General features: G+C 37.1%; 20 protein-coding genes. 12 read left to right on the top strand and 8 right to left on the bottom strand.

Annotated elements, in window-relative coordinates; all coding sequences use genetic code 11:
- Positions 1–58 precede the first annotated feature (58 nt).
- Genes bioA through ACZ430_RS06685 form a run of 4 tightly spaced genes read left to right on the top strand, consistent with a single transcriptional unit; the run spans position 59 to position 5,131 of the window.
- On the top strand, positions 59–1,423 hold the full coding sequence (bioA, locus tag ACZ430_RS06700; RefSeq protein WP_464910449.1) for an adenosylmethionine--8-amino-7-oxononanoate transaminase: 1,365 nt from the start codon (positions 59–61) through the stop codon (positions 1,421–1,423).
- 14 nt (positions 1,424–1,437) lie between these two features.
- Positions 1,438–2,457, top strand: a complete 1,020-nt coding sequence (locus tag ACZ430_RS06695; protein WP_297209751.1) for an NHL repeat-containing protein — start codon at positions 1,438–1,440, stop codon at positions 2,455–2,457.
- A complete protein-coding gene (gene kdsA, locus ACZ430_RS06690; protein ID WP_297209754.1) occupies positions 2,454–3,245 on the top strand; it encodes a 3-deoxy-8-phosphooctulonate synthase in 792 nt (263 codons plus the stop codon). The genes ACZ430_RS06695 and kdsA overlap by 4 nt, the downstream gene beginning before the upstream one ends.
- A gap of 14 nt (positions 3,246–3,259) precedes the next feature.
- Positions 3,260–5,131, top strand: coding sequence for an ATP-binding protein (locus ACZ430_RS06685; protein WP_297209756.1), 1,872 nt, complete (start codon positions 3,260–3,262; stop codon positions 5,129–5,131).
- Here the strand turns inward: ACZ430_RS06685 and hisF are convergent.
- The 4 genes from hisF to hisA are packed head-to-tail and all read right to left on the bottom strand — an operon-like array spanning position 5,128 to position 7,487.
- Positions 5,128–5,964: an imidazole glycerol phosphate synthase subunit HisF gene (gene hisF, locus ACZ430_RS06680; protein WP_297209759.1), complete on the bottom strand. Its 837-nt coding sequence runs from the start codon at positions 5,962–5,964 to the stop codon at positions 5,128–5,130. The two genes, ACZ430_RS06685 and hisF, sit on opposite strands and share 4 nt — an antisense overlap.
- A 3-nt stretch (positions 5,965–5,967) precedes the next feature.
- Positions 5,968–6,435, bottom strand: coding sequence for a hypothetical protein (locus ACZ430_RS06675; RefSeq protein WP_297209762.1), 468 nt, complete (start codon positions 6,433–6,435; stop codon positions 5,968–5,970).
- Positions 6,432–6,731 (bottom strand): nucleotidyltransferase domain-containing protein, encoded by a 300-nt coding sequence (locus tag ACZ430_RS06670; RefSeq protein WP_297209764.1) that lies wholly within the window; start codon positions 6,729–6,731, stop codon positions 6,432–6,434. Before ACZ430_RS06670 ends, ACZ430_RS06675 begins: the two co-directional genes overlap by 4 nt.
- Before the next feature lie 33 nt (positions 6,732–6,764).
- The gene (hisA, locus tag ACZ430_RS06665) at positions 6,765–7,487 is read right to left on the bottom strand and encodes a 1-(5-phosphoribosyl)-5-[(5-phosphoribosylamino)methylideneamino]imidazole-4-carboxamide isomerase (protein ID WP_297209767.1); all 723 of its coding nucleotides are present in this window, start codon (positions 7,485–7,487) and stop codon (positions 6,765–6,767) included.
- 21 nt (positions 7,488–7,508) lie between these two features.
- Between hisA and ACZ430_RS06660 the strand changes: the two genes are divergently transcribed.
- From ACZ430_RS06660 to ACZ430_RS06645, 4 genes are all read left to right on the top strand, one after another.
- Complete coding sequence (locus ACZ430_RS06660) at positions 7,509–7,961, top strand: class I SAM-dependent methyltransferase (protein ID WP_297209770.1); 453 nt, start codon at positions 7,509–7,511, stop codon at positions 7,959–7,961.
- Positions 7,962–8,148: 187 nt separating this feature from the next.
- Complete coding sequence (locus ACZ430_RS06655; RefSeq protein WP_297209773.1) at positions 8,149–9,153, top strand: KpsF/GutQ family sugar-phosphate isomerase; 1,005 nt, start codon at positions 8,149–8,151, stop codon at positions 9,151–9,153.
- A complete protein-coding gene (locus ACZ430_RS06650) occupies positions 9,153–10,202 on the top strand; it encodes an LptF/LptG family permease (protein ID WP_464910448.1) in 1,050 nt (349 codons plus the stop codon). Before ACZ430_RS06655 ends, ACZ430_RS06650 begins: the two co-directional genes overlap by 1 nt.
- A complete protein-coding gene (locus tag ACZ430_RS06645; RefSeq protein ID WP_297209777.1) occupies positions 10,203–11,309 on the top strand; it encodes an LptF/LptG family permease in 1,107 nt (368 codons plus the stop codon).
- A 6-nt stretch (positions 11,310–11,315) separates the two neighbouring features.
- Here ACZ430_RS06645 and ACZ430_RS06640 read toward each other — a convergent pair whose 3' ends face one another.
- From ACZ430_RS06640 to ACZ430_RS06625, 4 genes are read right to left on the bottom strand one after another with little or no spacing between them, the layout of a single operon-like run.
- Complete coding sequence (locus ACZ430_RS06640; RefSeq protein WP_297209779.1) at positions 11,316–11,654, bottom strand: YraN family protein; 339 nt, start codon at positions 11,652–11,654, stop codon at positions 11,316–11,318.
- Positions 11,642–12,100 (bottom strand): toprim domain-containing protein, encoded by a 459-nt coding sequence (locus ACZ430_RS06635; protein WP_297209782.1) that lies wholly within the window; start codon positions 12,098–12,100, stop codon positions 11,642–11,644. Before ACZ430_RS06635 ends, ACZ430_RS06640 begins: the two co-directional genes overlap by 13 nt.
- Positions 12,087–13,322, bottom strand: a complete 1,236-nt coding sequence (gene pfp, locus ACZ430_RS06630) for a diphosphate--fructose-6-phosphate 1-phosphotransferase (protein ID WP_297209785.1) — start codon at positions 13,320–13,322, stop codon at positions 12,087–12,089. Before pfp ends, ACZ430_RS06635 begins: the two co-directional genes overlap by 14 nt.
- Before the next feature lie 8 nt (positions 13,323–13,330).
- Entirely contained in the window at positions 13,331–14,674 is a 1,344-nt protein-coding gene (locus ACZ430_RS06625) for a class II fructose-bisphosphate aldolase (protein ID WP_464910447.1), read from the bottom strand.
- Between the two features lie 526 nt (positions 14,675–15,200).
- Here ACZ430_RS06625 and ACZ430_RS06620 point away from each other — a divergent pair.
- The 4 genes from ACZ430_RS06620 (at position 15,201) to ACZ430_RS06605 (ending at position 17,133) form a co-directional block, all read left to right on the top strand.
- A complete protein-coding gene (locus ACZ430_RS06620) occupies positions 15,201–15,494 on the top strand; it encodes a DUF5320 family protein (protein ID WP_297209791.1) in 294 nt (97 codons plus the stop codon).
- A gap of 47 nt (positions 15,495–15,541) precedes the next feature.
- Positions 15,542–15,910 carry a NifB/NifX family molybdenum-iron cluster-binding protein gene (locus tag ACZ430_RS06615; RefSeq protein WP_297209794.1) on the top strand — a complete coding sequence of 123 codons (369 nt, stop codon included), beginning with the start codon at positions 15,542–15,544 and terminating at the stop codon, positions 15,908–15,910.
- Positions 15,911–15,930: 20 nt separating this feature from the next.
- The gene (locus ACZ430_RS06610) at positions 15,931–16,143 is read left to right on the top strand and encodes a NifB/NifX family molybdenum-iron cluster-binding protein (protein ID WP_297209797.1); all 213 of its coding nucleotides are present in this window, start codon (positions 15,931–15,933) and stop codon (positions 16,141–16,143) included.
- 147 nt (positions 16,144–16,290) lie between these two features.
- Positions 16,291–17,133 carry an Mrp/NBP35 family ATP-binding protein gene (locus tag ACZ430_RS06605; RefSeq protein ID WP_297209800.1) on the top strand — a complete coding sequence of 281 codons (843 nt, stop codon included), beginning with the start codon at positions 16,291–16,293 and terminating at the stop codon, positions 17,131–17,133.
- Position 17,134 lies beyond the last annotated feature (1 nt).

The following is a 17,134-nucleotide window of genomic DNA, read 5'->3' as shown; positions in this document are numbered from 1 at the left end:
TACCCATACGTTTATAGGCTATAATAAATTATTATAACCTTAATCGGGAAGGAGTAAAATGGAAAGAGAAAAACTTGTAGAATGGGATAAAAAATATATATGGCATCCATTCACTCAAATGAAGGAGTGGTTAAAAGAAGAACCTACGATTTTTGTAGAAGGTAGAGATTGTTTTTTAAAAGATACTGAGGGAAATTGGTATCTCGACGGAGTTTCCTCTCTTTGGGTGAATATTCACGGACACAGAAGAGCCGAGATAGATGAAGCAGTAAAGCTTCAATTGGAGAAACTCGCTCACTCCACTCTTTTGGGAGCTTGCAATGAGCCCAGTATAATTCTTGCAAAAGAACTTGCTGAACTTCTTATTGAAAAACTTCCCTGGGGAGAACACCTTACAAAAATATTTTATTCGGACAATGGTTCAACTGCTGTAGAAATTGCCATGAAAATTGCTTATCAATACTGGGTCAATAAGGGAATAAATGAAAAAGATACTTTCGTTAGTCTCAAAGAAGGGTATCATGGCGATACAATTGGAGCTGTAAGTGTCGGTGGAGTAGAGCTTTTTCATGAAGTTTATAAGCCTCTTTTAAATAAATCCATTCAGTCTCCTGCTCCCTACTGTTACAGATGTGAACTTAATCTTAAATATCCCTCCTGTGGGATAGCTTGTCTTAGTGAAATGGAGAAAATTTTAAAGGAAAACCATGAAAGAATAATTGCCGTTGTTGTTGAACCTCTTGTTCAGTGTGCAGGCGGTATTATCGTCTGGCCAGAGGGATACTTGAAAGGTCTTAGAAAGCTATGCAATGAATATAACCTAATTTTTATTGCCGATGAGGTTGCCACAGGTTTTGGAAGAACAGGAAAAATGTTTGCCTGTGAACACGAACAAGTAACTCCAGATATCATATGTCTTAGCAAAGGATTAACAAATGGTTACCTGCCTCTTGCTGTCACTGTTGTAAACGAGAGAATATTTAATGCCTTTTTGGGTGAGATTGAAGAGAGAAAAACTTTCTATCATGGCCATTCCTATACGGGAAATCCTCTTGGATGTGCTGCGGCTATCGCATCTTTGGAAGTTTTTAAGAAAGATGATACTCTTCGCAAGCTTCCGGCAAAAATTAATTTAATGGCTGAAATTTTTCGGGAGATTTCTCAACTCAAGCATGTTGGCGATGTAAGGCAAAAGGGAATGATTGGAGGAATTGAAATTGTGGAGAATAAGAAAACGGGGCAACCTTTTCCCTACCCAATGCAAATGGGATGGAAAGTTGTTAAGGCAGCAAGAAAATATGGGGTATGGCTTAGACCCCTCGGGGATGTGATTGTGGTGATGCCTCCTCTTATAATTTCTGAAGAAAATCTGGAAAGGTTGCTTACAGTGATAAAACGTTGTATAATTGAAATAACTTCGTAGAATAAGGAGGGAATATGTTCGCATATTTTAGAAGCTCTTTAGTGAGGGGGAGAAGGTATCTTGGTCTTTTCATAGGATTTATCCTATGCTTTCTATGTGCCTGCACAGAACAGGTGAAAATGGATATAACAGGAAGCAATGAAAACTTACCTACAGGTCCTTCTGCAATCACATGGGATGGTAAAAATCTTTTAATTGCAAAGGACGGTTTAATAGTTTTTATTGACAACATAGATACCGCTACGGCAGGGTCTATATACAAATATGAAGGCCATTATTTTCTCAATAGACAGCCAATAACTGTTTCTTCGCAAGAAAAGCCTTCTTATATCTCGGGCATTGCTTGGCAGAAAACTTCAAGCAATGGAGGATACATCTGGATTGCTGACAACTCAAACAGAAGGCTTATGCAGATTACTCCTCAGGGAGAAGTTATTAGAAAAATAGCATATTCAAAGTTCTTTGTTGATGACATGACTTTTGACGGAGAAACTCTATGGATAGCAGACTCAAAAAGAGAGAAAATATTCAGAATATCTTTAGAAGATGGTTCTATCTTAGAGCAGTTTCAATCTCCCGTTAAAACTCCTACTGCTCTTGCCTGGGATGGAAAACAGCTTTATATAGCTGGCCTAAAAGATTTAGACTCTCCTTCGTATTCTTCCGATAACATAAGGATTGTAAAACTTTCTCCTAAGACAGGAAAAGTTACAGAAGAGATTCCTCCTTCAAGGTATCTTTCACAGCCTACTGGTATGGTCTGGATTGAGGGTAAATTGTGGATTGCCGATAGAAACTATGGAGGCATTATTATAACCTCTGACTGGGGTAGTCCTTCTGAAGATACAAAGGATTACAGAATAGCAACCTTACCTGTGAGCTCAAAGAAAATACAACAAGTAGAGAAAAAAGCTGAAAAGCAGGATATTGACGAAGCAAAGAGGGCTGCAGAGGAAGCAAGACAGGCTGCTGAAGAGGCAAAGAAAGCCGCTGAGGCTGCTAAGAAAGCCTTTGAACTACAGCAGAAGAAATGATTTTTTCTAAGTTTTCCATAATAGCAGGTCCTTGCGTTATTGAAAGCGAGGATATAGTATTAAAAACTGCGGAGACCTTAAAAGAAATCACAAGTAACCTAAATGTTCCTTTTATTTTTAAATCATCCTATGATAAAGCAAACCGTTCTTCCATAAGCTCTTTCAGAGGACCTGGTATAAGGGAGGGGCTTAGGATACTAAAAAAGGTTAAGGATAATTTCAGTATACCTGTTTTAACGGATGCTCATTCGGTAGAGGAGATTGCCATTGTTAGTGAAGTTGTTGATGTAATTCAAATTCCCGCTTTTCTGTGTAGACAGACAGACTTAATTGTTGAGGCAGGAAGAAGCGGTAAGCCTGTTAACATTAAAAAGGGGCAATTCATTGCTCCATGGGATGTGAAAAACATAATTGAAAAATTTTACTCCACTGGCAATAAAACCCTTGCCATAACGGAGAGGGGAACAACCTTCGGTTACAATAATCTTGTCGTTGACTTCAGGAGCTTTCCTATTATTCGCTCAATGGGTGTGCCTGTCATATTCGATGCTACCCACTCTGTTCAACTTCCAGGGGCAGCAGGTGTTTGCTCTTCTGGTCAGAGAGAGTTTATCCCCTATCTTGCAAGGGCTGCTGTTGCCTGCGGAGTAGACGGACTTTTCTTTGAAGTCCATCCAAAGCCAGACAATGCCTTATGTGACGGACCTAATATGCTCCCCCTCAATGAGTTCAAGACTCTTCTTGAGACGCTTCTTGAGATTCGGGAAGTCGTAAAAAAGCTTTATTAATTTTTTAAATCAAAATGAAAAGAATAGAAATTAGCATTAAATGGCTTTTTGTAATTGTAATAGTACTTCTCATTGCTGGAACTTCAATAAGTAACTACATTTTTTCCTATCATCTTTACAAAAAAAACATAGCTGAAAACATAAATAATATTGCTGAAAACTTAAAACTAAATACAGATAAATTTACTACAACCATTGAGACCTTTCTTTATAATATGCAAGGACTTGTATGCTGCGGAATAATAAATTTCAACGAAGTGGAGAAAACAAACAACTTCTTAATTCATTTCATGCAGAAGTTTACCTATGTGACCTCTATAAATTATGGAGATGGAAGAGGCAATGGCTATCTAATCTTGCACGATGGCGACAGATGGCTTAATAGAATTAAAAGAGTAGATAAAAAAGGCTATGTTTACTGGCATAGCTTAAACAGAGAAGGAAAAATTATTAACACTGAGATAAAAGCGGATGATTATGACCCGAGAAGTACCACATGGTATGGACAGGCATTGAATTCTGATGGAATACAATGGAGTAGAGAATATATCTTCAGAACCACTAAAGACCCCGGTATAACAGCTTCTATGCTTCTTTGTTCAAAGAACGGAGAGGTAATAGGAGTTGATGTGATGATAAAGGATTTTTCCCTTTTTCTAAATGAAACAAGTAAAAAACTTATTACAGGTTCAGAACTTTATCTTCTTTCAAATGGTAAGCATATTGTAGCTTTTGTAAACAATATCTTTCCGGAAAAAGGCAGAATATACGAAGTTAATGAAAGAGAGTTCCCTCATCTTTACAGTGCTCTGTATGCTATAGAAAAGGATAGAAAATTAAAAATTTTTGAATTTAAAGGGAAAAAGTGGTTTCTAAACGTTAACAAGTGGTATTTAGGAAGTCGTGAAATGTCTCTTGTTGTATTAATACCTCATTCATCTGTTATAGCAAGTTTAAATTTATACTCATTCTATCAGATACTGCTTTCTCTATTTATTGCCTTTTTAATTCTTATTTATCTAACTAAAAACTATACCTACCCAATGATAGAGATGTCAGAGGAAATTAAAAATTTAGGAACAAAACCGATTAATCTTGAAAATTACGCTAACAGGAAAGATGAGATAGGTATTCTAAGCCGTGCAATAGTTGATGCATCTTATCAACTCATAGAAAAAAGAGAACTCGAACAAAAATTAACAAAAGCAGGTCAGTTCGAGGCGGTAAAACGTTCTCTTCACGAAGCGGTTCATCGATTTAAGGATTTAATAAACGCAATTCAGGGTTTTGCAATTCTTGCAAGAAATAAAATTACTGATAGCTTTGCTATAAACTCGGTTGACCAGATAATTAATGCCTCAAAAAAGGCTATTTATCTAACAAAAGAGATTTTAACGCTCACTGCAGAAAGAAAATACGAAATAAAGAAAACCGATTTAAATTCTCTACTTTCTACTATGAAAAGCAAAATTGAATCATTTATGGGAGACGAGATTAAAACAGAGTTTGTTCTATATGAAGGAGCATTAATAGCGGGTATAGACACTGAGGCATTCTCTGAGGCGATAATCAACATTTTAGCAAATGCTAAAGAGGCTATGCCCGAAGGAGGAACTCTTACAATAAAAACAGAAATGACCAATATTTCTGATAAAAGTTATGCCTTGATAGTTATCAAAGACACAGGAATTGGCATGGATAAAGAGACAAAAGAGAGAGTTTTTGAGCCTTTCTTTACTACAAAGGGTGCAAAAGGAACGGGACTTGGTCTTCCTATAACATACAGAATTATTCTTGACCATGGAGGATTTATTGAATTAGACAGTGAGACTAATATAGGTACAACATTTAGAATTTATCTGCCTCTCTACTCAGAGGAAGTTTAAAGCCTCACAGATATTCCTTTCTGCCTCAAGAACTCTTTTGCCTCCCTTACTGAATACTCTCTGAAATGAAATATGGATGCTGCAAGTGCTGCATCTGCCTTTGCAAAGGCAAAAGCTTCATAAAGATGTTCAAGTGTGCCTGCACCGCCTGAGGCAATAACAGGAATACTCACTGCCTCTGAAATCGCCCTTGTTAGTTCTATGTCGTAGCCTTCTTTAGTGCCATCTCTATCCATACTTGTAAGCAGAATCTCTCCTGCTCCGAATTCTTCCATCTTCTTTGCCCAGGCGATTGCATCAATGGGTCTCATTAATCTTCCGCCATGGGTGGAAAGAACAAAACGGGAGTTTTCTCTGTAAAGCACGTCACTAAGCTCGCTGTCACCAAACCATGTCTCTGGGGGATAGGCTTTTGGATTAAAGGCTTTGTCAACTCTTTTTGCATCTATGGCAATCACTATGCACTGAGAACCAAAGCGCGTTGATGCTTTTTGAATGAAATAGGGGTCTTTTACTGCTGTTGTGTTTATTGATACTTTGTCTGCACCTGCATTAAGCAAATCCCTTATATCATCAAGGGTCTTTATGCCACCACCTACAGTAAGAGGCATGAACACAACAGAGGCTGTTCTTTCAACAACATCAATGATTATTTTTCTTTTTTCATGGGACGCTGTAACATCAAGAAAAACAAGCTCATCTGCCTCTTCTTCATCGTAGTAAAGGGCATTTTCAACAGGGTCTCCTGCGTCCCTGAGATTTAGAAAATTAACACCCTTTACAACTCGCCCATCTTTCACATCAAGGCAGGGAATTATACGTTTTGCAAGCATAGCTTACTCCAAAATTTGTCTTTTGTTAATATATTGTATTATTCCTTTATAAATATCTAAAAGTCTTTTTGAAATTTCGTATAATTTATTTATTCCATTCACTATCTCCTCAATTTTTTCACTGTATTCTTGAGTTAAAAGATTTCTTAACTCCCTTAAAGTAATCCAATCATGAGCACTATCTATTATGCCAAGTTTTTCAGCTTTATTTAAAATATCAATGAAAGGAAGATGAGAAACATCCTCTTCAATAGTTAAAAGGATTGCTCTTAATAATCTTCCGCTTAAATCTTGAAGTTTACCGAAACGATAAGACATTTGATCCAAAAAAGAAAGCTCCTGTTCATTTAGCAATTTGTATTGTAACACTGAAAGAGGGATTAGTTTTTCTAAGTTTCTAAGAGAACTTTTTAATCTTTCTGAATGGATGTTACATATTGAGATATATGAGAGAATTCTTTGTTTGTTCATATTTTTATTCCTGTTGTTCTTGCCGTTTCATATATAGGGCTTTTTTCAGGATTATCATTACGTTCCACAAGAAGGTCTATTTTTTGGTCACCGATTGTCATTTTTAGCTCAGCAAGAAAACTGGCTTTTCTTTCAAGAATATCCACATTTAAATCTGTTTTTATGTAAATATCAATGTCTCCTCCTTTTTGAGTATCATCAACTCTTGAACCAAAAATACGAACTTCGCAATATTTACCAAAATATTGCTCGGCTAATTTTTTTATTGTTTTCAGTGTGTTTTCGTCTAATCTCATTAGAAATATCTCTTCTGTGAGGTAATTTCTATTCTACTCTTTTTTTACAGCATCAATTGCTTTTTTTAGTGTTATTGCTCCTGTATAGATTGCCTTTCCAGTTATTACGCCCCAAAGTTTTGGAATTTCTGCAAGTCTCTTTATGTCCTCAAGAGAAGAAACGCCTCCGGATGCTATTACAGGTACTTTAACTGCTTCAACAAGGGCTTTTGTTGCGTCAATATTAGGTCCTATAAGCATTCCATCTCTTGAGATGTCAGTGTAAATTATTCCCCAGATACCATGCTCCTGCATCTTTAAGGCAAGCTCTATTGCTCTTATTTCAGTAACCTCAACCCATCCTTTTACTGCTACGAGCCCGTCTTTAGCATCAATGCCTACAATTATTCTTTCAGGGAACTTTTTGCAAACCTCTTTTACAAACTCAGGTGACTGAACAGCAATTGTGCCAAGAATAACTCGGTCAATTCCTGCAGAAAAGAGCAGTTCAATATCTTCAATTCTTCTTATACCTCCTCCAACTTCTATTTCTCCTCTGAAAGCTTCCCGGATTTTTTTTATTGAGGGAAGATTATTGATTTTTCCTTCTTTTGCACCATCAAGGTCAACTACATGAAGAACTTCTGCGCCCTCATTCTGCCATCTTAATGCTGCCTCTTCAGGATTATCGTAATAAACGGTAATTTCGCTAAATTTGCCTTGACGAAGTCTTACACATTTGCCGTCTTTTAAGTCAATTGCTGGAATTATCTGCATTTTTTAGTATAACATAACAGCATGGATGAGCTTTCGAAAGAGTATATTATAGATTTTTTTACAAAAAGACTAATTCATTTTAAGGACGCTCCTGAGTCAGTGGGATGGACAAAGAAAGGGCAAATTCTTCGTTACGAGGTGGTCTTAAAATTCATAGAGCATAATCCTCTAAGTATACTTGACTTTGGATGTGGAAAAGGAGATTTTTTGAGTTTTCTAAAAAACAGAGGTATCAATTGCCAATACACAGGAATAGATATTAATCCTTCTCTCATAGAGTTGGCAAGAAAAAATCATAGCAACGCAAAATTTTATGTTCAGGACATTGAAACAGAGCCATTAGAGAGAAGTTTTCAGTATGTCATTGCTATAGGAGTTTTTAATTTAGCTGTGCAGCATTTGAAAGAGTCAATGAAAAAATGCGTAGAAATCCTATTCAATCATACTGAAAAAAACTTATCTTTACCTGTCTGAATGAAAGGACAAAGTTGAGGGATATAAATGTTTCTTATTTTGCTAAAGAAGAGTTAGAGGAGATTGCAAAAAAGCTGACGAATAAATATCGGATAGATGAGAGCATAATAGAGGGAGATTTGTTTCTCATTCTTCAAAAATAGAGTTTGTTTGAATTTAAACTATTCGGTAACTTAAAATAAAATTCATGACGCCCAATATTTCTACAAACAACAATCAAAACAATGAGGATTTAATTGAGACTGCCAGAAGAGTTCTTACAATCGAAGCCCAGTCCCTTGAAACACTGAAAGAAAGAATCGACGAGAATTTTCTAAAGGCTGTAGAGATAATAAGTAAATCCAAAGGAAGAGTTGTTGTTACTGGCATGGGAAAATCAGGACTTATAGGAAGAAAGATTGCAGCAACTCTCGCATCTACAGGCACACCCTCGTTTTTCATGCATCCAGCAGAGGCAAGTCATGGAGACCTTGGAATGGTTACAGAAGAAGATGTGGTTATAGCTATTTCAAATAGTGGTGAAACAGATGAAGTATTACGTCTTATTCCTTTTTTAAAATATTTCAACGTAAAACTAATAGCAATTACAGGTAATCCTCAGTCAACATTGGCAAGGCAGGCTGATGCTGTACTTGATGTTTCCGTAAAAGAAGAAGCCTGTCCCTTTGGCTTTATTCCTACGGCCTCTACAACGGCAACTCTTGCCATGGGAGATGCACTTGCCGTAGCTCTTATAATGAAAAATGGCTTTAAGAAAGAAGATTTTGCCTTTTTTCATCCCGGAGGTTCACTCGGAAGAAGAATGCTTACAAAAGTAAAAGATTTAATGCACAGGGAAGAGGAGCTTCCTGTTGTATATCCCCATGATTTAATGCTTGATGTAGTTTTAGAGATTTCATCAAAGAGGCTTGGTGTTGCCGTAGTTGTCGATGAAAGAGAGAAAATTCTCGGAATTATAACAGATGGCGATGTAAGAAGAGGAGTGCAGAAGTGGGGAAAGCAGTTTTTTGAGATGAAAGCATCTGATATTATGACTGTTGCACCTAAATCTATCGATGAAGACGAACTTGCTGCAGTGGCACTATCAATAATGCAAAAATACTCAATAACAAGCCTCGTCGTGCCTTCTAAAGAAGGTGTTTTAAGGGGGATTATCCACATTCACGACATTCTCAAAAAGGGAATTTTTTAATGCTATTAATCTACAGGGCAATCTTACGAGAATTAATGCAAAATCTAATTATCTCTTTAGCTTTTTTGAATGCTCTTTTTGTTATAGAAAAATTAATGAAATTAAGCAAAGTCTTCAGTTCTGTTGGTATAGATATTTTCAATCTAATTTTATTGGTGCTCCTACTTCAGCCACAACTTTTGATATTTACCATCCCCATGTCCCTACTTTTAGCCACGCTTTTAACTTACGGTAGAGCCCAGACAGACAATGAAATGATAATCCTTATGGTGAGTGGATTGCCCTATAAAAGCACATTTAAGCCAGCCATCTATGTTGGTTTAGCAGCTTTTTTATTGAGCATGGTGATGAGTTTTTATCTTGCTCCTACAGGTATAGGTGTTGTTAGAGAGAAGGTGCTTACAATTTTAGCTGAAAGAGCCCCTATGGGGATTGAAGAGGGAGTTTTTAATCAGGGATTTAAAGGAATAACCATCTTTGTTAAAGAAAAACCCGATAGTCTTCGTTTAAAGGAAATTGTTATTTTTGATGAAAGAAGCGAAGATACGAAAATTATCATAGCAAGAGAGGGTAAGATAAACAAAGAAAAGGACAACATTAGCTTAAGTCTAATTGATGGTAAAGCTTTTTTTAGCAGAGGAGCAACCCTTAATGAGGTTAATTTTAAAGAGTATATTTTCAGGCTTTCTCCCAATATAGAGCCTATAGCGAAAAAAAATAGCGAACTTTCTTTATTTGAACTCATCTCAAAAATATCAAAGGAAGGAAAAATTGATTATAAGCTTGAACTTTACAAGAGATTTTCCCTTCCATTTCTTTGTCTAATAAGCGTGTATTTAGCACCTGCCCTTTGCATGCTAATCGGCAGAAGTGGAAGGCTTGGAGGTATTACCGCAGGGTTGATTGTTTTTGCTGTCTACTATGTACTAATGATATACGGTGTAAATCTCGCAAAGAGTGGGCGAATATCTGCAGAGATGGGTTCCTTTGCACCTGTTATAATTGTTGGCATCTTAACTTTTGCTCTTTACAAGAGGATAAGGCATTAAATGAACATAAACACCGTTTGTAAATTTTATATTAAAGACTTTTTGAAAACATTCCTGTTACTAATTTTATCAATGTCTATACTTCTTGCAGTGGTTAGTCTTGTAGAAAAGATAGATGACTTTATTCCTTATAAACCCTCAGCATTTTTCTTCTTTCAGTATGTTCTTTACAACATACCAAGATTTCTCTTTTATTTAATACCATTTATTACTTTGATAAGTTCTCTCTTTGTTTTCTCTATCGGAGTGAGAACGAGGGAGTTTCTAATTTTATCAGTTTCTGGCGGTAGACTTAGAGTTCTTCTTAGACCCTTTTTAGTAATCGGAATTATAATTTCAATAGGAGGCTTTATTTTTGGAGAATTTATTCAACCAGAGTTTACAAAAAGGCTAAACTCTATGATTGAGGATTTAACAGAAAAAGGTAAAAGGACCATGCTAAAGGAGGTTTTTCTAAAAACGAGAGACGGGAAAATAGTAAAGATTGGTGTTTTTTCTCAAGAAAAGAAACAAGCCAACAAAGTAAAAATATTTGTAATAGACAAAGACACAGTTACAAAAATGATTGAAAGCGAAAAAGCTGATATTGATAAAAAGGAATGGGCATTGAAAGGTGTAGTTATTTATGACTTTGCAAATGGGAAAATAGAGAAATTTGAACAACTACAATATCCAATGGATGTTAAGATTACTACTGTAGCATTTAAAGATATAAAAAAGATTGAAGAATTTGGTATTTCGGAACTTCTACAGAAAAGAAAAGAGTTAAAAAGAACAGGATTGAGTAATCCAAAGATTGACACGGACATCAGTGGGAGGCTTTCTTATAATCTGGTTACTTTTTTCATGATGGTGCTTGGCATTTGTCTTCCTCTTGGAGCTTATGAAAAGTTCAGCTTTATTTTTTCAAAAACAAAAGGAACAACCGCAGGTGGAGCAGTGACTGTTGGTATAGGAATTGTAATTACTATAATTTACTGGCTTTTATATTCTTTATTTATGTTTATGGGCTATTCAAAAATTCTACCTCCCTTTGTTTCTCCCTGGATAACTCCTATGATTTTCGGTGTGATTTCTTTTAAACTTTACTACTCAATAAAAGAATAGTAAGCCCTACCAGAAGGCATTTTCTATGTGCTCAATTTTTTGGTCTTTTATGGCTATAACGTCAAATCTTACAGGATATTCCTTTTCTAACAATTTTAGATAGAAGAGGGCTAATTTCTTTAGCTTTACTTGTTTTCTCCTGTCAACTGCCAATACAGGCTCACCAAAGGTTTCTGAATTTCTTCTTTTTACTTCAACTATTACTATGTAATTTTTCTCCTTTGCAATAATGTCTATTTCTCCAAAGGGTGTGCGAAAATTTGAGCCTAAAATTTCATAGCCTTTTCCCTTTAGATATTTAATGGCCAGATTTTCGCCTTCTTTTCCGGTTTTTATTCTTCCCATTTCGTTACATCAAGGTTCTGACCAGATATTCTTTGAAAGAGTGTTGGAATTTGCTCTATCTCAGATATTTCTTTCTGACAAAGAATTTTTAAAAGTTCTCTTATTGATGCAAAATCCTCCCACATGCCATTTAAATGTTCACCAATCTTTGCATATAATTCTTCTCCTTTTTGATCCCAATCAAAGAGAAGAACAACCTTTTCAAAACGAGTTGAAATATTCTCTGCAAATTCGTAAATAGATTTACCACTATGGAGAGTTATTATTTCTCCACCGAAACCTATCTCCTTGAGAGCTTTCTTGTCTCTTTTTCCTTCAACAATAATTGGAACAAGCTTGTTTATTTCATGAAGATAGTGAAGAACTTCTCTTATTTTCTCAGCCCTTTCCCAGTCAAGAGGAACAAACTCCTTTCTATTCCTTCTCTGCTTTTCATGTAGTGACATAAAAGAACTTTTCCTTAAACATTTCCTCTGTAATTTTGGCCACTGAGGCTAAGGATTTTAATCTTTCTCCTTCAAAATCTTCCTTTTCAAGTCTTATCATGTACTTTCTTCCGACTTCGTAATTTTCCGATGTAATGTCGACTTTTCTTACTTTAACTTTTCCAGTGCGGTAATCAATGAGTTCTACAAAGGGAATAGGACGAAGATGTCCTTCTTCAAAGGTTATCATTGCTCCTGTGCCACCTCTTAGAAGATAACGAACAGCTCCGTAGCCGAGATTTCTTGTGTATTCAATATCAAAGGGAATTGGGTTCGCAGACCTTAATTCATAGCCGATATTTTTATCAACTATTGTAACTTTAATCCCCATTTCTTCCAGTGATTTTTTTACGAAATTTTTCATAATTCTTCCAAGTTGAATTTCGCTGAGACGCACCCTTCCTGTTTCATCTCTCTCTAACTGCTCGTATTCGCTTAGTTCTTCTGCATCAAATTTTTCAGAAAGTCCTTCAGCCATTATGGCAACTCCGTGGTCTCTTCCCATGCTTAATCTCTTTATTATTGCTCCTGTAAGTATATCGGCGACTTTTTTGAAAGATATCTTTTCTTCTGGAAACTCTTCGGGAATTATCGTCAGTGTAGCTCCAGCTGCTTTACCAACTCCTAATGCAAGATGCCCTGTATGCCTTCCCATGATTGTGAGAAAATACCATCTTGCCGTAACTTTCGCATCTTCCATAATATTTTTGACAATCTCTACCCCCCAGTGTCTTGCAGTTTCATATCCGAAAGTAGGCACACCACCTGGTAAAGGTATATCGTTATCAATGGTCTTTGGAACGTGTACAACGTTTATATCTCCTCTTGCTTCCCTTTCAATCCAGTTTGCCATGAAAAGGGTTCCATCTCCACCTATAGTAAGAAGATAGTTTATCTCAAGTTTTTTAAGTGTCTCCATCAATACTGGAAATTTCTCCTTTACCCTTTCAGCGTGTTCCCTTGAAGTTCTTAGAATTGAACCGCCTAAAGTATGTATTCTTGATACGTCATCAACAGTAAGAGGCATACCACACGAGAGATTTCCATCAAATAGAGGCTTGAACCCTCCTTTTATTCCAATCACCCTTTTACCCTGATTTATAGCCTCAATCGTGGCAGCACTTATTGTGCCGTTTATCCCTGGAGCAGGTCCTCCTCCTACAATAATTCCTAAGGTTTCCATGTTCCCTCCTAAATTTCTATTTTTACGGGAACTTTGACAGGAGAAACTGTTCTGTTTACAATTTCTACGGTGTTGAAAACCTTGAGCTTTGAGAATAGAAGTTCAAATTTTTCCTCAAGTTCAGCCATTATCGGTTCTTTAACCTCTCTGGGAAGACTCCACCACTCTTTTTTGAAAGGCCCGAAGCCTTTCTTGCGGGTGCTGTAGATAAACTGTTCTTCAGTCTGCCCTTCTTTCCACTCTGATGCAAACTGTTTCTTCAAATATTCGTAAATTGTTCTTCTAAAATCCTCTGGCAGAGCTTTACTGTCATATATTATGTTTTGAAATCCGGTGGCAAGATGTATTTCTGAGGTTCCTGTTTCGGGAAATTTGTCAAATGCTTCCTCGGGCAGCGTGCTGGCACCATGCTGGACACATCCACTTAAACCATATTCTTTTCTTACGAGTTCTGAGAGAGTTTTAAGGGTGTCAAAGTCAATTTTAACTTGGGCAATGTTACCATCGGGAAGAACTACTCCACCGTGTTTTGTTCCTGTCTGCACACTCAGCTTACTTAAGCCTTTTTTGCCTTTATATACATCTTTGAAGCCATCAAGATATGCCCTTGCTTCTTCAGGAGTGCTGTTTTTACCACCTATCTCTCCGATTTCTCCACCTATAGATATAGTAACGCCTTCTGGTTCTAAGCTTCTTACGTGTTCTGCAAGTCTTGCTGTGTTTTCAAAGTTTGGTCTCTGCTGTTCATAGATTGTCTCTTTGCTTAGGTCAACAAGAGTAGAGGTATCAATATCAATGTTATAGAACTCTGCATCAATTGCTTCTTTTATTAATCCTTTCACATAGTTAGTTTCCATTACAGGGTCTTTTTCAAAGTATCTCCTGACAATCTGAAAATGGTCTCCCTGTAGAAATACAGGGCCTGCATAACCTTCCCGAACTGCTGCTGCTAAAACACAAGCAGAATACTCAAGAGGACGCTGTTTAGTATAACCAATCTCAGAGCGTGCTATTTCGAAGATAAAAGCACCCACCTTTCTTTCCTTCGCTTTCCTGAAAATTGCTCTTGCCACGTCATAAGTTAACCCTCTTATATTTATTGCCGGCACTGTAAAGCCGGGAAACTCCCTTCCCATTTCCTCATATAGAGACTGAATGGATGAGGGAATTGCACCCATCTCTTTTGCAATTTCTTTAATTAGGAGAAATTTTTTTGCTCTTTCTTCATCGTTTTCCTCGAAGACTGCATCAAAGATTAGTTTGTCCATTGAGCTTATAACCTTGTCTTTATTCTTTAAAAAAACTTTGCCGCCTTTCACATCAATAATTTCAAAGAAATTCTCAAATCCCATATGGCCACCTCCAAAAATTTTTTAATATTATAATCAATTTATATCCCGAAAAATCTACCTAAAGAGCAATTTCGTAAACAGACAGAACCTTAAAAAATTGAGAAATATGTGAGGAAATATATTGACAAATGATAATGATTTTCATTAACATAATTTTAAAATAAGAGGCTGTTCAATTATTAAAGGTCATTCCGAGTATCCTCAATGGGTGCGAGGAATCTGACCTGTAGGGTCATCCCGAGGGCGAAGCCCGAGGGATCTCTTGATTTGAAAAATCTGGGGATTCCTCGTAGACCCTTTGCCTCTGGCTCAGGGCTCGCTTCGCTCGGCTCGGAATGACAGCCCCAATCTGTCACCCCGAGCGTTAGCGAGGGGTCTCATAAAAGATGAGATTCCTTGCCTTCGCCTTGCTATGCTCGGAATGACAGACGGAGGTAATTGAAAAAATTTTAGGGCTTGTAATTTATTGATTTTCAATAGGTTACAAGTTTTTGAACAGTCTCAATAATTTAAGGAGGTGAGAGGTATGCCTTGGGGAGACAGGACAGGACCATTAGGTGGTAGAGGCATGGGTTATTGTGGCGGTGCATCAAGATATATGGATAGCTCAACAGTTAGAGGCTTTGGAAGAGGTAGGGGTTTGCGATGCTTAGGAGGATTCAGAAGAAGGTTTAGATGGTTAAGTAGATTCTCTTTTTTCGAAGGGACTTTCTCTCCAGAAGAGTTAGAGCTTTTGAGACGAGAAGAGGAAGTTCTTAAAAGAAGGCTTGAGGCCTTGCAGAATCGCATTAAAGAGATTGAAAGGAGCGAGACAAAGTAAAAACCGGAGTTTTTTTCTCCGGTTAATTTTTTATTGGAGGTATGAAAATGAAAGTAGCTATAGCAACTGATAGGGGACAGGTGGCTCAACACTTTGGAAGATGTCCAGGTTTTACAATTGTTGAGATTAAAGATGGAAAGCTTGTTCGTAAGGATTTTATTGAAAATCCAGGGCATAAGTCACATCAACCCGGTGCAGTTCCGATGTTTCTAAGGAATCAGAATGTTGACTGCGTAATAGCCGGCGGTATGGGGCCCAATGCAGTTATGAATCTGCAAGCTTCAGGGATAAAGGTTATTGTAGGTGTAAGTGGGAGTCTTGATGAAACCGTTGAGAAATTCTTAAAGGGTTCTCTAAAGGGCGGTGAAAGCCTTTGCAGTCATGGCGAGCATGGGCATGAAGGTTGTAGACATTAATTCAAAAGGAGAAATTATAGATGAAAATATGTATTACATCAGTAGGCAGAGATTTAAATTCGGATATAGACCCCAGATTTGGACGTTGCAATTTTTTTATCATCTATGATGTAGAGACAAATAAATTTGAGGCGGTAGATAACTCTTGGAAAGAGGCAAGTGATGGTGCAGGGATTCAGGCACCTCAATTTGTTATTCAGAAAGGCATAAAAAGTCTTTACAGGAAAAGTTAGAGCAAATGCTGAACAGGTTTTAAGAAAGACCGGCATTGAAATTGTTGAAGCTACTGATAAAGTTGATGATATAATTAAAAGTTGTTGAATCTGTAATTTTTGAACAGTCTTAGAAAAGGAGAAATAAGTTAAAAGGAGGAGGGAGTAATGGCAGAAGAAAAATCCTGTTCCTGTGAAACAGAAAAAGAACAGAGAAGAAGAGAGTTAGCACTAAAAGCAAACGTCTCAGCAATTAAGAAAAAGATTCTTGTCCTTTCTGGTAAAGGTGGTGTTGGCAAAAGTACAGTGTCAACAAACCTTGCCACAGGATTAGCTAAGAAAGGATACCATGTAGGACTTCTTGATATTGATATTCACGGTCCTAATATTCCTAATATGCTCGGGTTACAGGGTCATTCGCTCTTAGCAACTGACATGGGACTTTTTCCTTTGAGAGTTTTTGATAATTTACAGGTAATCTCCATAGCCTTTTTTCTTGAGGAGAGAGACACTCCAGTTGTTTGGCGAGGTCCAATTAAACACAGAATGATAGAGCAGTTTTTGAGTGATGTTCGCTGGGGTGAACTTGATTATCTTGTCGTTGACTCTCCTCCTGGAACTGGAGATGAGATAATATCAATTGTTCAGTTACTTGACAACGTGGACGGAGCAGTGATTGTTGCCACTCCTCAAGAGGTAGCACTTGCTGATGTTCGTAGAAGTATTAAATTCTGTAAGGAAGCCTCTATTCCCATACTGGGCATTGTGGAGAATATGAGCGGTTTTGTATGCCCTCATTGTGGCAATACTGTTGAGATATTTAAAACAGGTGGTGCAGAAAAACTGGCAGAAGAATATAAAGTTCCATTCCTTGGCAAAATTCCCGTTGACCCGCAGATAGCTAAGGCAGGAGATGAGGGAAAACCAATGACTGTTTACTTCCCGGAGACTAAACCTGCCCAGGCCTTTACTCAGATTGTTGAAAAAATTGCCCATATACTGAAGGTTTAAA

It is taken from the genome of Thermodesulfovibrio sp. TK500a (assembly GCF_055381765.1).
This window is presented reverse-complemented; position numbering and strand designations above follow the sequence as displayed.

Excerpts from the sequence above, each read along its gene's own strand:
- bioA (WP_464910449.1), top strand. The coding sequence starts at position 59 with ATGGAAAGAGAAAAACTTGTAGAATGGGATAAAAAATATATATGGCAT.
- ACZ430_RS06695 (WP_297209751.1), top strand. The coding sequence starts at position 1,438 with ATGTTCGCATATTTTAGAAGCTCTTTAGTGAGGGGGAGAAGGTATCTT.
- kdsA (WP_297209754.1), top strand. The coding sequence starts at position 2,454 with ATGATTTTTTCTAAGTTTTCCATAATAGCAGGTCCTTGCGTTATTGAA.
- ACZ430_RS06685 (WP_297209756.1), top strand. The coding sequence starts at position 3,260 with ATGAAAAGAATAGAAATTAGCATTAAATGGCTTTTTGTAATTGTAATA.
- hisF (WP_297209759.1), bottom strand. The coding sequence starts at position 5,964 with ATGCTTGCAAAACGTATAATTCCCTGCCTTGATGTGAAAGATGGGCGA.
- ACZ430_RS06675 (WP_297209762.1), bottom strand. The coding sequence starts at position 6,435 with ATGAACAAACAAAGAATTCTCTCATATATCTCAATATGTAACATCCAT.
- ACZ430_RS06670 (WP_297209764.1), bottom strand. The coding sequence starts at position 6,731 with ATGAGATTAGACGAAAACACACTGAAAACAATAAAAAAATTAGCCGAG.
- hisA (WP_297209767.1), bottom strand. The coding sequence starts at position 7,487 with ATGCAGATAATTCCAGCAATTGACTTAAAAGACGGCAAATGTGTAAGA.
- ACZ430_RS06660 (WP_297209770.1), top strand. The coding sequence starts at position 7,509 with ATGGATGAGCTTTCGAAAGAGTATATTATAGATTTTTTTACAAAAAGA.
- ACZ430_RS06655 (WP_297209773.1), top strand. The coding sequence starts at position 8,149 with ATGACGCCCAATATTTCTACAAACAACAATCAAAACAATGAGGATTTA.
- ACZ430_RS06650 (WP_464910448.1), top strand. The coding sequence starts at position 9,153 with ATGCTATTAATCTACAGGGCAATCTTACGAGAATTAATGCAAAATCTA.
- ACZ430_RS06645 (WP_297209777.1), top strand. The coding sequence starts at position 10,203 with ATGAACATAAACACCGTTTGTAAATTTTATATTAAAGACTTTTTGAAA.
- ACZ430_RS06640 (WP_297209779.1), bottom strand. The coding sequence starts at position 11,654 with ATGGGAAGAATAAAAACCGGAAAAGAAGGCGAAAATCTGGCCATTAAA.
- ACZ430_RS06635 (WP_297209782.1), bottom strand. The coding sequence starts at position 12,100 with ATGTCACTACATGAAAAGCAGAGAAGGAATAGAAAGGAGTTTGTTCCT.
- pfp (WP_297209785.1), bottom strand. The coding sequence starts at position 13,322 with ATGGAAACCTTAGGAATTATTGTAGGAGGAGGACCTGCTCCAGGGATA.
- ACZ430_RS06625 (WP_464910447.1), bottom strand. The coding sequence starts at position 14,674 with ATGGGATTTGAGAATTTCTTTGAAATTATTGATGTGAAAGGCGGCAAA.
- ACZ430_RS06620 (WP_297209791.1), top strand. The coding sequence starts at position 15,201 with ATGCCTTGGGGAGACAGGACAGGACCATTAGGTGGTAGAGGCATGGGT.
- ACZ430_RS06615 (WP_297209794.1), top strand. The coding sequence starts at position 15,542 with ATGAAAGTAGCTATAGCAACTGATAGGGGACAGGTGGCTCAACACTTT.
- ACZ430_RS06610 (WP_297209797.1), top strand. The coding sequence starts at position 15,931 with ATGAAAATATGTATTACATCAGTAGGCAGAGATTTAAATTCGGATATA.
- ACZ430_RS06605 (WP_297209800.1), top strand. The coding sequence starts at position 16,291 with ATGGCAGAAGAAAAATCCTGTTCCTGTGAAACAGAAAAAGAACAGAGA.